A 16484-nucleotide genomic window follows, 5' to 3' on the forward strand; every position below is an offset into this window, starting at 1 on the left:
CTGTCTCCGCCTAAAATTGCCATCAGTTCTTCTGTTGACATTAAATCCAGTGAGTTTTGTATTGATTCAATATCGTTTTCCCCTATTGCATCCATTTGCGCTGACAAAATGATGTTGGCCTGTTCCGCCAATTTGGGGGAAAGAAACAACGAGGCGATGGGGATATCGACCAGAAATTCGGTTTGTATGCGCGTTGTCAATTGCACGGCCATCAGCGAGTGACCGCCGAGTTCAAAGAAATGGTCGTGACGACCGACCCGTTCCAGCCCTAACAGGTCTTGCCAGATCTGAGCCAGAGTGATTTCCTCCTCGCCGAGCGGGGCTTCATAGCCGCGTACTACCACGGCGGATGCGTCCGGGGCGGGGAGCGCCTGACGGTTAAGTTTGCCGTTGGGAGTGAGCGGGAAAGCATCAAGCACCATAAAAGCGCTGGGCAGCATATACTCGGCAAGGTGTTGGGCGAGCTGCTGACGCAGTTCGGCCGGCACCAGTTCAACACCGTCCAGCGGCCGCAGATAAGCGACCAGACGCTTGTTATCCGGTTCGTCCTCGCGTACCAGAACCACGGCTTCGCGCACACCGTGACATTGCACCAGTCGGGCTTCGATCTCGCCGAGTTCAATGCGGAAGCCGCGCAGTTTGACCTGAAAGTCATTGCGGCCGAAGTATTCAATGTTGCCATCGGGAAGCCAGCGGCCGAGGTCGCCGGTTTTGTACATGCGGGTGCCCGGATCGGCGGCAAAGGGATCGGTGAGGAAACATTCGGCAGTCAGTTCGGGACGGTTCAGGTAGCCACGGGCAACCCCGGCACCGGCGATATGGATTTCGCCGGTGACACCAAGAGGAACGGGCTGGCCTTGGGTATCCAGAATATAAATCCGGGTATTGGCAATCGGGTGACCGATGGGGATTTTTCCATATTCGCCTTTCGTGAATGGGATTTCATAAGCTGTAGCGAAGGTGGTAGTTTCTGTTGGCCCGTACACATGCAGCAGATGTTGTGGAGGGTAATCGGCTCTAAGATTGATCACAGGACGGATATCAGCCTGTTCACCACCAAAAAGGACATAACGTAAACCCGACAATGACGGCGCGATCAAACTCGCGTATTGATTGAACAATGCAGTTGTCAGGAAGAGTGCACTGACGCTTTCCGATGCTAATTGCTGCCCAAAAGAGTCGGGTTGAAGGAGGGTCTTTTCCGGGATCAGCAGGATACGTGCGCCGTGCACTAAACCCGTCCACACTTCCCAGGTAGCCGCATCGAATGAAACATTGGCGCAATGGGCAATACAGTCATCGGGGCCAATATCGGCAAAACCATTATTGATAATCAGGCGCAGGACATTGCGGTGCTCGACCATCACCCCTTTGGGTAATCCGGTGGAGCCGGAGGTGTAGATCACATACGCCAGATGGCGTGACGTCAGCCCCAGAGCCTGAGCGTCCGGGTTGTAGTCTGGCTGCGCCGCCAGAGATGACTCTTGGGTGTCGAGTACTACCGCCGGCACGGGGCTGTCCAGCCGGTCAATCCATGCCGCCTGAGTGAGTAAAGCCACCGGCGCTGCGTCATTGAGCATATAAACTAACCGGTCGGCCGGATAGGTCGGATCGAGCGGCACATAGGCGCCGCCCGCCTTGAGGATAGCGAGCAGGCCGACCACCAGCTCCGGACAGCGTTCCAGACAAATTGCCACCCGATCATCCGGCCGTACGCCCAGAGCGATCAGATGATGAGCCAGTCGATTGGCGCGGCGGTTCAGTTCGTCATAGCTCATCGTCCGGTCTTCGTACACTACGGCTGTTGCGGCTGGCCGGATCGCTGCCTGAGCCTCGAATAGCTGGTGGATCAGGGCGTCCTGCGGGAAGTCCGTCTCGGTGGCGTTGAAGTCCACCAGCAGTTGTTGCCGCTCTGCCGGTGGCAGGAGCGGCACATCCAGAATCAATTGTTGTGGATCGTGAGCCAGAGCATCAACCAGTCCGCGGATAGCATTAACCAGATAGGCGATTACGCGAGCCGGATCGATCCCGGCCACGGCCTGAGCGGTCAGATAGAAATCGGCTCCCAGATCATCCACCGACAGGGTGAGCGGATAGTTGGTTCGTTCCTTTGTCGCGATGATGCGCATGCCTGCCCAAGTTGTGTCAACCGCCTCTGCTTCGCCAATTTGGCTGTGACGGTAATTAAGCAGGGCACTGAACAGCGGCATCGGCTGAGCCACGCCACTACAGCGCTGTGCCAGTGTTAACGGAGCCTGTTCATGTTCCAGCAGCGTCATTAAATTGTGATAGGTGGCCTGTACCACTGCCTGCACGTTGCGACTGGCCAGAGGGATTCGTACCGGCAGGGTATTGATAAACATGCCCAGTACTCGGTCGGCGCCCGCGCTTCCTTGCAGACGACCCAGCAGCACGGAGCCAAAGACCACATCATCGCGGCCGCTGGTTTGTGCCAGTACCTGAGCCCAAGCCACATGGAACAGCACACTCGGACTGACCCCCAGACGGCGGGCCCGGGTGCGGACGGCTTCCGCCAGGTCGGGGGGGAGCGGGAGACGGGCTTCGGCGATGGATTCGCTATCGTCCGTTATCGTGAGCATACCGAACGGCGCTGTGGGGGCGTCGACGTCGGCGAGTTGGGCGCTAAAATAGGCTTCGTGTACTGCGGCCGGTACATTCAGGGTCTGGGCGATAAAGTCGCGGTAAGGCAGCGCTGTGGGGAGTGTCTCAGTCTGTCCCTGCAATATTTGGGCAATTTCGGCAAAGATAAGCTCCAGCGTCATATGGTCGCTGACCAGATGGTGGAAACGGAGAACCAACAGCCATTCATTCTGTGCCGGATCGTGGGCGATATCAGCGGCGAACAGCGGTGCACGGTTCAGGTCGAGACGATGCCGGCGCGGATCGGTGTGAGCCAATAACTGAGCCGGAACGTCATCCGCCATAGTTGGGGTGAAGCGATTGATACACAGCGGTGCCTGACGCCAGACCACCTGAACCGGCTGCGATAATCCCTGCCAGCAGGCGGCGGTACGCAGGATATCGTGACGGTCGATGACCTGTTGCAGGGCGGTCAGGAAAGTATCGAGACGCTCGCGGGTGCCGAAGGCAATCAGGCTCTGCAACAGATAAGTATCACCTTGTGCCTGCATCAGGTGATGGAACAGGATGCCTTCCTGCAACGGTGCCAGTGGATAGATATCCTGCACATTACTGGCTCCACCGGGGATGGAGCTGATGAGGCTATCAATCTCGGCCTGAGACAGTGAGATGAGGGACAGCATATCGGGGGTGAGGGAAGTACAACCTTCGGGAATGTGGTTAGGTGGTACCACGAAAGTGTCGGTGTCGTCCTGATGTGCCAGTATGGTTTTTGCCATCTCGGCCAGCACGGGGGCGGCGAACACGCTGCGGACGTCAAGCCGCCAGCCGAGGCCGCGTAGCCGCTCGATCAGACTGACGATCATCAGCGAATGGCCGCCGAGTTCAAAGAAATGATCGTGACGGCCGACCTGCGTCAGTCCCAACAAATCTTGCCAGATCTGGGTTAAAGCGGCTTCTACCTCACCGACCGGAGCTTTATAGCCACGCGCCACTACGGCGGACGAATCGGGGGCAGGGAGCGCCTGACGGTCAAGTTTGCCATTGGGGGTGAGCGGGAAGGCATCGAGCGTCATAAAGGCGCTGGGCAGCATATACTCGGCAAGGTGCCGGGCGAGTTGCTGACGCAGTTCGGCCGGCACCAGTTCAACACCGCCCAGAGGCCGCAGATAAGCGACCAGACGCTTGTGGCTCAGTTCGTCTTCGCGGACGAGAACCACGGCTTCGCGTACGCCGTGACATTGCACCAATCGGGCTTCGATCTCGCCCAGCTCAATACGGAAGCCACGCAGTTTGACCTGAAAGTCATTGCGGCTGAGATACTCGATATTGCCGTCAGAAAGCCAGCGGCCGAGGTCGCCGGTCTTGTACATACGGGCATCCGGATCGGCGGAGAATGGATCGGTGAGGAAACATTCGGCAGTCAGTTCGGGGCGGTTCAGATAGCCACGGGCAACACCGGCACCGGCAATATAGATTTCGCCTGCGACACCGAGAGGAACGGGCTGCCCTTGGGTATCCAGAATATAGATCCGGGTGTTGGCAATCGGCTGACCGATGGGAATTTTTCCATATTCACTTTCAGTCAGTGGGATTTCATAGGCCGTGGCAAAGGTGGTGGTTTCCGTTGGCCCGTACACATGTAGCAGGTGCTGTGGCGGGTAATCGGTTCTAAGGCGGATCGCAGGACGGATATCAGCCTGTTCACCGCCGAAAAGGACATAACGTAAACCCGACAATGATGGCGCGATTAAACTCGCGTATTGATTGAACAACGCGGTTGTCAGGAAAAGCGCACTGACACCTTCCGATGATAAACACTGACCAAAATAATCAGGTTGTAATAAGGTTTTTTCCGGGATCAACAGGATACGTGCGCCATGCACTAAACCCGTCCACACCTCCCAGGTGGCTGCATCAAATGAGACGTTTGCGCAATGGGCAATACAATCATCGGGACCAATATCGGCAAAACCATTATTGATGATCAGACGCAGGACGTTGCGGTGCTCGACCATCACCCCCTTGGGTAATCCGGTGGAGCCGGAGGTGTAGATCACATATGCCAGATGGCGTGATGTCAGCCCCAGCGCCTGAGCGTCCGGATTGTGGCTCGGTTGTGCCGTCAGGGATAGTTTCTGGGCATCGAGCACCACGGTGGGGACGGGGCTGGCCAGTTTACCAACCTGTGCTGTCAGGCTCAGTAAGGCCACCGGTGCCGCGTCATCGAGCATATAGGCCAGCCGTTCGGCCGGATAGTCCGGATCGAGTGGCACATAGGCGCCGCCGGCCTTGAGAATAGCGAGTAACCCCACCACCAGCTCCGGGCTGCGTTCGATACAAATTGCCACCCGATCGTCCGGGCGTACACCTAAGGCGATCAGATGATGGGCCAGCCGATTGGCGCGGCGGTTCAGTTCGCCATAGCTGAGTGTCTGATCCTCAAACACCACGGCAGTGGCATCAGGGGAGTGTGCTGCTTGGGCTTCGAATAATTGGTGGATCAAGGCGTCTTGCGGGAAGTCCGCTTGGGTGGCATTGAAATCGTTCAGCAACTGTTGCCGCTCCGAAGCCGGCAGGATTGGCAGGCGTGCGATAGTTTGTGTCGCATCGGCGGCCATCGCCGTCAGCACCTGCTTAAAGTACTCTATCATACGTTCGGCAGTCGTTGGATCGAACAGATCCGAGGCATATTCAAGATCACCAGTCAGGCCGGTTTCGGTTTCGGTCAGTGATAACGTCAGATCGAAATGGGCGCTATAACGCGCCTGTTCAACCAGAGAGAGCTGTAGACCCGGTAGTGCCAGATCTTGAGCCGGGGTGTTGTTTAAGGTCAACATCACCTGAAATATCGGGCTGTAGCTCAGGCTGCGTTCGGGTTGTAGCGCTTCTACTACCTGTTCGAAGGGCAGATCCTGATGGGCATAGGCCGCAAGTGCCCGCTCACGGATCTGTGCGAGCAGATCGGACACACGAAACGCATCACCCGGCGTGACGCGCAGGGCCAGAGTATTGACGAAGAAACCGATCAGTCCCTCTAATTCTTGGTGTGGGCGGTTAGCGACCGGAGTGCCGATGACAATGTCATCCTGACCACTGAGCCGGGTGAGGACGATGCTCCACGCGGTCAGTACGGTCATAAACAAGGTGGTATGGTGGCGCTGTCCGAGTTCCTTAAGCGATGCCAGTAAGGTGGAATCGAGCTGGAAAGAGACCTGATCGCCGACATAAGTTTGCACCGACGGACGTGGCCGATCGGTGGGGAGTGTCAGCAAGGTCGGGGCACCCTGAAGTTGAGTACACCAGAAGCCACGTTGTTCAGTAAGGACGGTTTCCTGTAACCCGTTACGCTGCCAGACGGCGTAGTCGGCGTACTGAATGGGCAGCGGCGGTAAAGGATCGCTGTGGCCGTTGAGGGCGGCGCGGTAGAGAGCGCCCAGTTCATGTACCAGTACACCGACGGACCATGCGTCGGCGATGATGTGGTGCTGGGTAAGCAGCAACATATGTGATTCGTCTGTCAGTTGCAGCAGTTGACCGCGGATCAGTGGGCCGCGGACAAAGTCAAAGGGGGTCTGTGCTTCGAGGGCAGAGAGCTCGGCGATACGGCGGGTGTGCATTGCCGGGTTCAGCGGGCGCAGATCCTGACAGGACAAGGCAAAATTGACGTCGGTGGGATCGATGTGCTGGCAGGGCTGGCCTTCGACCAGCACGAAGCGGGTACGCAGGCTCTCATGCCGGACGACCAGATGATTGAGTGCGGTGGTCAGGGCATCGCGGTTAAGTTGACCCGTGAGACGCAGTACCACCGACATGTGATAGGCCAGACTGGCGGCAGGATCGAGCTGGCTGAGAAACCACAACCGCTGCTGGGCGAAGGACAACGGCAGAGGCTGATGTCGATTTACCTGTTCAATCAATGGCCGTTGCTGCTGACCTCCGCGGGCTTTCAATTGTTCTTCAATTTTCTTCTCTAGAACAGCCCGTTTCAGGTCATCGAGATTCATGTTAATCCTTGTCATTGGTTATTGTCTCCGCGGTTATTGTCCCCGTTTAACATTGCCAGTAATTCTTCTGTTGACATTAAATCCAGCGAGTTTTGTAGCGACTCAATATCGTTTTCCCCTACCGCACTCATTTGCGCTGAAAAGATGATGTTGGCCTGTTCCGCTAATTTTGGGGAAAGGAACAATGAAGTGAGGGGAATATCGACCAGGAATTTGGCTTTTATACGTGTTATCAATTGCACGACCATCAGTGAGTGGCCGCCGAGTTCAAAGAAGTGGTCGTGACGGCCGATGCGTACCAGCTCCAGCAGGTCTTGCCAGATCTGCGCCAGAGCGGTTTCTATTCTTCCCTGTGGGGATTCATAGCCGTGCGTCACCACGGCGGACGCGTCGGGGGCAGGGAGCGCCTGACGGTCGAGTTTGCCGTTGGGAGTCAGCGGGAAGGCGTCGAGCGTCATAAAAGCGCTGGGCAGCATATACTCGGCGAGATGCTGGGCGAGCCGTTGGCGTAGTTCAGCCGGAACCAGCTCAACACCATCCAGAGGCCGCAGATAGGCGACCAGACGCTTATGACCCGGTTCGTCTTCACGCGTCAGAACGATTGCTTCGCGCACGCCGTGACATTGCATCAATTGAGATTCTATTTCTCCCAGTTCAATGCGGAAGCCACGTAATTTAACCTGAAAGTCATTACGGCCGAGATAGTCGATGTTGCCGTCGGGGCGCCAGCGGCCGAGGTCGCCGGTCTTGTACATGCGGGCATCCGGATCGGCGGAGAACGGATCGGCGAGGAAACGTTCGGCAGTCAGTTCAGGCCGGTTAAGGTAGCCGCGGGCAACACCCGCACCGGCGATATGGATTTCACCGGCCACACCAAGAGGAACAGGCTGACTGTGGGAGTTGAGAATATAGATCCGGGTATTAGCGATCGGGCGGCCGATATGACTGATAAAGCCCTCCGTCCGGTTCATCCGTATCCAGGTTGAATAAGTCGTTGTCTCAGAGGGACCATACAGATTGCATACGTCCTGTACGGATGAGCGGGCAAACAAATGCTCAACGACCTGCGGTTTCAATGCTTCGCCGGCCAGATTGACCGTCCGGGCGGTGATGGGAACCGCGTTAACTTCGATCAAGTGTGTGATAGCTGACGGCACCGTATTGATCAGGCTGACCGGTTGTTCGGTGGTGATCAGTGACAGCACATCCGGAACGAGATGAACTGTGCCGCCGGAGAGCAGCGGTGCAAAGCATTCGAACACCGCTAAATCAAAATTAAGCGAGGTGGCAAAAAGGGTATGCGCCAATTCCTCCGGGCTGAAAGTCCGCTGCGTCCAGGTGAGGAAATTCACCGTATTGCGGTGAGTGATCGCCACCCCTTTGGGCAGTCCGGTAGAGCCGGAAGTGTAGATCACATACGCCAGATGGTGTGACGTCAGCCCCAGCTTCTGTGGCTCCGGATTGTGGGCTGGCTGTGCTGCTATAGCCGATTTCTGGCCGTCGAGCACCACTGTGAGTACGGGGCTGATCAGCCTGTCAACCCACACCGTCTGGGTCAGCAAGGCCACAGGGGCGGCGTCATCCATCATATACGCCAGTCGTTCGGTCGGATAAGCCGGGTCGAGTGGGACATAGGCACCGCCCGCCTTGAGGATAGCGAGCAGTCCGACCACTATTTCCGGGCTGCGTTCCAGACAAATTGCCACCCGATCGTCCGGCCGTAGTCCCAGAGCGATCAGGTGATGAGCCAGACGATTGGCGCGGCGGTTCAGTTCGTCATAACTGAGCGTCTGGTTCCCGCATACCACAGCGGTAGCCGCGGGGCTGTGCGCCGCCTGAATTTCGAACAGCTGGTGGATCAGCGCGTCCTGCGGGAAATCTGCCTGAGTGGCGTTAAAATCAACCACAATTTGTTGCCGCTCAGAGGCTGGCAGGATGGAAACTTGCAGGATTGGCTGTTGCGGGTCGCGAATCAGGGCATCGACCAGACCGTTGAGGGCGGTGGCCAGATAAGTAGTTACGCGAGCCGGATCGATTCCGGCCACGGTCTGGGCGGTCAGATGGAAACCTAGCCCCAGATCATCCACCGACAGAGTGAGCGGATAGTTGGTTCGCTCTTCGATTGCGACGATGCGCATGCCCGCCCAAGTCGTGTCAATTGCTTCGGATTCGTTGGTTTGGCTATGACGATAATTAAGCAGAGCACTGAACAGCGGCATCGGTTGGGCTACGCCACTGCTGCGTTGTGCCAGTGCTAATGGTGCCTGCTCATGCTCCAGCAGCGTCGTCAGACTGAGATAGGTGGCCTGAACCACTTCCTGCACGCTGCGGTCGGCCAGAGAAACCCGCATGGGCAGGGTATTGATAAACATCCCCAGTATTCGGTCAGCACCCGCGACCCCTTGTAGCCGGCCCAGCAGCACGGAGCCAAAGACCACGTCATCACGGCCGCTGGTCTGCGCTAGCACCTGAGCCCAGGCGACATGGAACAGTACGCTCGGACTGACCCCCAGACGCCGGGCCTGGACGCGGATGGCCTCCGCCAGATCGGGAGCGAGCGAGAGACGGGCTTCGGCAACGGGCTGGCTATCGCCCGGCATCGCGAGTACGCCGAACGGTGCTGTCGGCGCCTCAACGTCAGCGAGCTGGGTACGGAAATAAGCCTCATGTGCTGTCGTCGGCACGTTCAGAGTCTGGGCGATAAAATTGCGGTAGGGCAGTGCCGTAGGCAACGTCTCGGTGTGCCCCTGCTGAATTTGGGCAATCTCAGCAAAAATCAGTTCCAGCGTCATATGGTCGCTGACCAGATGGTGGAAGCGCAGAGCCAGCAGCCATTCATTCTGTGCCGGATCGTGGACGATATCGGCGGCGAACAGCGGCGCGCGGCTCAGATCAAGACGGTGCAGATGTGGATCAGTGTGGGCACGTAACTGAGCCGGAATGTCGTCCGCCGTAGCCGGGGTGAAACGATTGATACACAGCGGCGCCTGACGCCAGACCACCTGAACCGGTTGTGTGAGATCTTGCCAGCAGGCAGCGGTACGCAGGATATCGTGGCGGTCGATGACCTGTTGCAACGCGGCCAGGAAGATATCGAGGCGTTCGCGCGTGTCGAAAGCGATCAGACTCTGCAACAGATAGGTATCGCCTTGTGCCTGTAGCAGGTGATGAAACAGGATACCCTCCTGCAACGGCGCCAGCGGATAGATATCCTGCACGTTGCTTGCTCCACCGGGAATTGTCCCGACGATGGACTCAATTTCGGCCTGAGACAGGGAGATCAGGGGCAGCATGTCGGGGGTGAGGGCAGTGCAGCCCTCAGGAATACGGTTAGGCGGTACGACAAAGGCGTCAGCGTCGCTCTGAACAGCCTGTGCCATTTCGGCAAGGACGGGGGCAGCGAACACATTGCGGACATCGAGTCGCCAACCAAGGTCACGTAGTCGTTCGATCAGGCTGACGATCATCAGCGAATGGCCGCCGAGTTCAAAGAAATGATCGTGACGGCCGACCCGCGCCAATCCCAACAGGTCTTGCCAAATCTGCGTCAGAGCAGTTTCTATTTCACCGGTCGGAGCTGCATAACCGCGTGTGACCACGGCGGACGCGTCAGGGGCGGGGAGCGCCTGACGGTCAAGTTTGCCATTGAGGGTGAGCGGGAAAGCCTCAAGCACCATAAAAGTACTGGGCAGCATGTACTCGGCAAGGTGTTGGGCGAGTTGCTGACGCAGTTCGGCGGGAACCAGTTCAATACCGGTCTGTGGCAGCAGATAGGCGACCAGACGCTTGTGGCCTGTCTCGTCTTCGTGTGCCAACACCACCGCTTCGCGCACCCCGTGACATTGCGTGAGTCGGGACTCAATTTCGCCGAGTTCGATACGGAAGCCGCGCAGTTTAACCTGAAAATCATTGCGGCCGAGATAGTCGATGTTGCCGTCGGGGCGCCAGCGGCCGAGGTCGCCGGTTCTGTACATGCGGGCATCCGGATCGGAAGAGAACGGATCGGCAAGAAAGCGTTCGGCAGTCAGTTCAGGGCGGTTCAGGTAGCCGCGGGCAACGCCGGCACCGGCAATATGGATCTCGCCGGCTACGCCGAAGGGAACGGGTTGCCCCAGCGAATCGAGAATATAGATCCGGGTGTTAGCGATCGGACGGCCGATAGGAATGGAACGGGTCACATCGACGGGAGAAGCAATGGTGTAGGTTACCGCAAATGTGGTGGTTTCCGTTGGACCATAGCCGTTGATCAGGTGTGCCGGCTGAAACTCAGACAACTGTGTACGCCGGATCTTCTGCGGGTCAAGTACATCGCCGCCGATGAGCAGGTAGCGTAGTTGCCCGAACAGGGGCTGGATATCGCTGAGATACTCGTTGAACAAACCGACCGTCAACCAGAGGGCGGTAACTTGTCCCTTGATCAGCGAATCGCGGAATCGTACCGGATCGAACAGCACTGAGGGTGAAACCACATGCAAACGTCCCCCGTTCAGCAGGGCAGACCAGATTTCCCATGTTGATGCGTCAAACGCAATATTGGCGCAATGGGCAATACAGTCATCGGAGCCAATATCAGCAAAACCATTATTGATAATCAGGCGAAGGACATTCCGGTGCTCGACCATCACCCCTTTGGGTAATCCGGTGGAGCCGGAGGTGTAGATCACATAGGCCAGATGACGTGACGTCAGCCCCAGTGCCTGCGTGTCCGGATTATGAGTCGGTTGCGCCATCAGGGACGCATCTTGGCCATCGAGTACGACTGTAGGCACGGTGCTGGCTAGTGTGCCGACCTGTGCCGCCTGAGTGAGTAAGGCTACCGGCGCAGCATCATTGAGCATATACGCCAGTCGCTCGGTCGGGTAGGCCGGATCGAGCGGCACATAGGCGCCGCCTGCCTTGAGGATAGCGAGTAATCCCACCACCAATTCCAAACTGCGTTCCAGACAAATTGCCACCCGATCGTCCGGACGTACACCCAAGGTAATCAGGTGGTGCGCCAGACGATTGGCGCGGCGGTTCAGTTCGTCATAACTGAGCACCTGATCCTCAAACACCACGGCGGTGGCGTCGGGACGCTGCGCCGCCTGAGCCTCGAACAGTTGATGGATCAGTGCGTCCTGCGGGAAGTCCGTCTGGGTGGTATTGAAGTCCACCAGCAACTGTTGCCGTTCTGGGGTCGACAGCATCGGCAGACCGGCAATGGTCTGGGTCGCATCGCTTGCCATTGCCGTCAGTACATTCTCCAGATAGCCGACCATGCGCTCAACGGTCGCAGAGTCGAATAAATCGGCGGCATATTCCAGATCACCCGCCAGACCCGACTCGGTTTCAGTCAGCGATAACGTCAGGTCAAAGTGTGCGCTATGGTGTGTCTGTTCAATTGATGCAAGCTGGAGACCGGGCAATATCAGGTTTTGAGCCGGGGTGTTGTTTAAGGCCAGCATGACTTGGAAGACCGGGCTGTAGCTCAGGTTACGTTCGGGTTGTAACGCTTCCACCACCTGCTCAAAGGGCAGATCCTGATGAGCATAAGCGTCGAGCGCGCACTCACGAACCTGCGCAAGCAACCCGGCTACACGGGTAGTGTCACTGAATGTGACGCGTAAGGCTAAGGTATTGACGAAGAAACCGATCAGGTTCTCAAGCTCGCGGTGCGGGCGGTTAGCGACCGGAGTGCCGATAACAATATCATCCTGACCACTGAGCCGGGCGAGAACGATGCCCCAGGCGGTCAGCACGGTCATAAACAGGGTAGTGTTATGGCGTTGTCCTAACCCTTTGAGCGACGCCAGCAAGGCAGCATCGAACTGGAAAGATACCCGTCCGCCGGCATAGGTCTGTACTGACGGGCGTGGCCGGTCGGTGGGAAGTGTCAATAAGGCCGGGGCGTCCTGAAGCTGTGAGTACCAGAAGTCGCGTTGTTCAGTGAGAGCGGCTCCTTGCAGCCAGTCTCGCTGCCAGACCGCATAGTCGGCGTACTGGAGAGACAGCGGCGGCAGGGGATCATCGTGGCCGTCGAGAGCGGCGCGGTAGAGGGCGTTCAGTTCGTGTATCAGTACGCCGATGGACCAGCCGTCAGAGATAATATGATGCAGGGTAAGCAGCAACAAATGCGCTTCATCCGTCAATTGCAGCAGTTGGCCGCGGATAAGTGAGCCCTGAGCAAAATCAAAGAGTGTCTGTGCCTCAAGGCTGGCAAGTTCGGCGATACGGGGGGTGTGCATCGCCGGCTCCAGCGGGCGCAGATCCTGATAGAGCAGGGCAAAGCCGATGTCGGCGGGAGCGATATGCTGGCAGGGTTGACCCTCGATTAGGACAAAGCCGGTGCGCAGGCTTTCATGCCGGGCAATTAAGCGTTCGAGTGCAGTAGTCAGCGCGTGGCGGTCAAGCTGGCCGGTGAGGCGCAGCGCTACCGGGATATGGTAAGCCAGACTGGCGGCCGGATCGAGCTGACCCAGAAACCACAGTCGCTGCTGGGCGAAAGACAACGGCAGCGGCCGGTTGCGATCGGCGGCGGGAATAACGACCTGAGTGGTTGTCGCCGCTCCGCTGAGTGCCTGAGCCAAATCTGTCAGAATGGGCAGGTCAAACAGTTGCTGTAGCGGCAACTCCCGCGCCAGATCTTGGCGCACGCGTGCCACCAGCTGGACGGCAAGCAGCGAATGGCCACCGAGTTCAAAGAAATGGTCGTGACGCCCGACCTGCTCCAGCCCCAGCAGGTCTTGCCAGATCTGCGCCAGAGCGGTTTCCGTTTCGCCGATCGGGTTGGCATAGCCGCGCATCACGATGGCGGACTGATCAGGCACGGGGAATGCCGGACGGTCGATTTTGCCGTTGGGAGTGAGCGGGAAAGCGTCGAGCATCATAAAGGCACTGGGCAGCATGTATTCTGCGATGTGCCGGCTGAGTTGCTGACGCAGTTCAGCCGGCACCAGTTCAACGCCGGCCTGTGGTAGCAGATAGGCGACCAGACGCTTGTGACCCGGTTCGTCTTCACGCGCCAGCACCACCGCCTCGCGTACCCCGTGACATTGCACCAGCCGGGCTTCGATTTCACCCAGCTCGATACGGAAGCCACGCAGTTTAACCTGAAGATCATTGCGGCCGAGGTATTCGATGTTGCCGTCGGGTCGCCAGTAGCCGAGGTCGCCGGTCTTGTACATACGAGCGTCAAGATCTGAAGAGAACGGATCGGTAAGGAAGCGCTCGGCGGTAAGTTCGGGGCGGTTCAGGTAGCCGCGGGCAACACCTGCGCCGGCGATATGGATTTCGCCGGCGACACCGAGAGGAACAGGCTGCCCTTGTGTATCCAGAATATAGATCCGGGTGTTGGCAATCGGCTGGCCGATGGGAATTGTCTTCCATTCGCTTTCAGTGAATGGAATTTCATAGGCGGTGGCGAAGGTGGTGGTCTCTGTTGGTCCATACACATGCAGCAGATGCTGTGGCGGATAATCGGCTCTAAGGTGGATCGCAGGACGGATATCGATCTGTTCACCGCCGAAAAGGACATAACGTAAACCCGACAATGATGAGGCTATCAAACTCGCGTATTGATTGAACAACGCAGTTGTCAGGAAAAGCGCACTGACGCCTTCCGATGCTAAGCACTGACCAAAATAGTCGGGTTGTAGTAAGGTTTTTTCCGGGATCAACAGGATACGTGCACCATGCACTAAACCCGTCCACACCTCCCAGGTGGCTGCATCGAATGAAACATTGGCGCAATGGGCAATACAGTCATCGGGGCCAATATCGGCAAAACCATTATTGATAATCAGGCGCAGGACATTGCGGTGCTCGACCATCACTCCCTTGGGTAATCCGGTGGAGCCGGAAGTGTAGATGACATACGCCAGATGACGTGATGTCAGACCCAGTGCCTGCACGTCCGGATTGTGGGTCGGTTGTACTGCCATTGCCGGTTCCGAACCATCAAGCACCACTGTGGGCACGGAATGAACCAGCATATCGGCCTGTGTCGTTTGGGTCAGTAAGGCTACCGGTGCTGCGTCATCGAGCATATAGGCCAGCCGTTCGGCCGGATAGGTTGGATCGAGCGGCACGTAGGCACCACCTGACTTGAGAATACCGAGTAGGCCGACCACCAGTTCTAAGCTGCGTTCCAGACAAATCGCCACCCGATCATCCGGGCGTACACCGAGGGCGATCAGATGATGAGCCAGACGATTGGCGCGGCGGTTCAGTTCACCATAGCTCAGTCTCTGATCCTCAAACACCACGGCGATAGCATCAGGATAACGCGCCGCCTGAACTTCGAACAGTTGATGGATCAGGGCGTCCTGCGGGAAGTCTGTCTGAGTCGCGTTGAAATCCATCAACAGTTGTTGCCGCTCTGAAGGTGGCAGGATCGGTACATCCTGAATCCATCGTTGCGGGTCGAGAATCAGGGCATCGACCAGACCGCTGATGGCGGTAACCAGATAGGCGGTGACGCGGGTCGGATCGATTCCGGCCACGGCCTGAGCCGTCAGATGGAAACCGGCTCCCAGATCATCCACCGACAGGATGAGCGGATAGTTGGTTCGCTCCTCTGTGGCGACAATACGCATACCTGCCCGACTCGTCTCAACCGCATCGGACTCGCTGGTCTGGCTGTGACGATAATTGAGCAAAGTACTGAACAGCGGTATCGACTGCGCCATGCCACTACAGCGCTGTGCCAGCGCTAATGGTGCCTGCTCGTGCTCCAGCAAGGTTGTCAGACTGCGATAGGTGGACTGTACCACTGCCTGCACACTGCGGCCGGCCAGAGAAATTCGCACCGGCAGCGTATTGATAAACATCCCCAGTATTCGGTCGGCGCCCGCGCCTCCTTGAAGGCGACCCAGCAGCACAGAGCCAAAGACCACATCGTCACGACCACTGATCTGTGCCAGCACCTGCGCCCAGGCCACATGGAACAGCACGCCCGGACTGACCCCCAGACGACGGGCTGCGGCACGGATGGCCTCTGCCAGAGTGGAAGTGAGCGGAAGACGGGCTTCGGTGATGGATTCGCGATCGTTCCGTATCGTGAGTACGCCGAACGGCGCTGTCGGTGCATCGACGTCAGCAAGCTGGGCGCGGAAATAGGCCTCATGCGCTGCGACCGGCACACTCAGGGTCTGGGCGATAAAGTTGCGATAGGGCAGTGCGGCGGGCAGCGATTCAGCCTGCCCCTGCTGAATTTGGGCAATTTCAGCGAAAATGTGTTCCAGCGTCATATGGTCGCTGACCAGATGGTGGAAGCGCAGCGCCAGCAGCCATTCATCCTGAACCGGATCGTGGGCGATATCAGCGGCGAACAGCGGCGCACGGCTCAGGTCGAGACGGTGCCGGCGCGGATCGGTGTGGGCTGATAACTGAGCCGGGATATCATCCTCCGTGGCTGGCGTGAAGCGATTGACACAAAGTGGCGCCTGACGCCAGACCACCTGAACCGGCTGCGCCAGACCTTGCCAGCAGGCAGCGGTGCGCAGGATATCGTGGCGGTCGATGACCTGTTGCAGGGCGGCCAGAAAGGTATCGAGATGCTCATGGCTGTTAAAGGCAAGCAGGCTCTGCAACAGATAAGTATCCCCTTGAGTCTGCAACAGGTGATGAAACAGAATACCTTCCTGCAACGGTGCCAGTGGATAGATATCCTGCACATTGCCCGCTCCGCCGGGAGTTGCTTCGACGATGACCTTGATCTCAGCCTGAGACAGCGAGACCAGAGACAGCATGTCGGGAGTGAGGGTAGTGCAATTTTCGGGAATACGGTTGGGTGGTATCACAAAGGCGCTGGCGTCACCCTGAACAGCCTGCGCCATTTCGGCGAGGATGGGGGCGGCGAACACACTACGGACGCCAAGCCACCAGCCGAAGCCGCGT

Annotated in this window: 1 protein-coding gene and 1 pseudogene (1 of these 2 only partly in view); both read right to left on the bottom strand. The window is 57.8% G+C overall.

Annotation, left to right across the window (positions count from 1 at the left end):
• Positions 1-116: 116 nt before the first annotated feature.
• Positions 117-6623 (bottom strand): annotated as a pseudogene (locus XBJ1_RS08360) (amino acid adenylation domain-containing protein); the annotation flags it as partial.
• A protein-coding gene (locus XBJ1_RS08370; RefSeq protein WP_012988445.1) for a non-ribosomal peptide synthase/polyketide synthase crosses the window boundary here: on the bottom strand, positions 6620-16484 show its 3' end. It continues 19079 nt past the right edge of the window; 9865 of the gene's 28944 nt are visible here — the last part of the coding sequence; its start codon lies beyond the right edge, outside the window — the gene reads right to left on this strand; its stop codon occupies positions 6620-6622. The gene XBJ1_RS08370 and the pseudogene XBJ1_RS08360, both read right to left, overlap by 4 nt.

It is taken from the genome of Xenorhabdus bovienii SS-2004, assembly GCF_000027225.1.
Taxonomy (GTDB): domain Bacteria; phylum Pseudomonadota; class Gammaproteobacteria; order Enterobacterales; family Enterobacteriaceae; genus Xenorhabdus; species Xenorhabdus bovienii_C.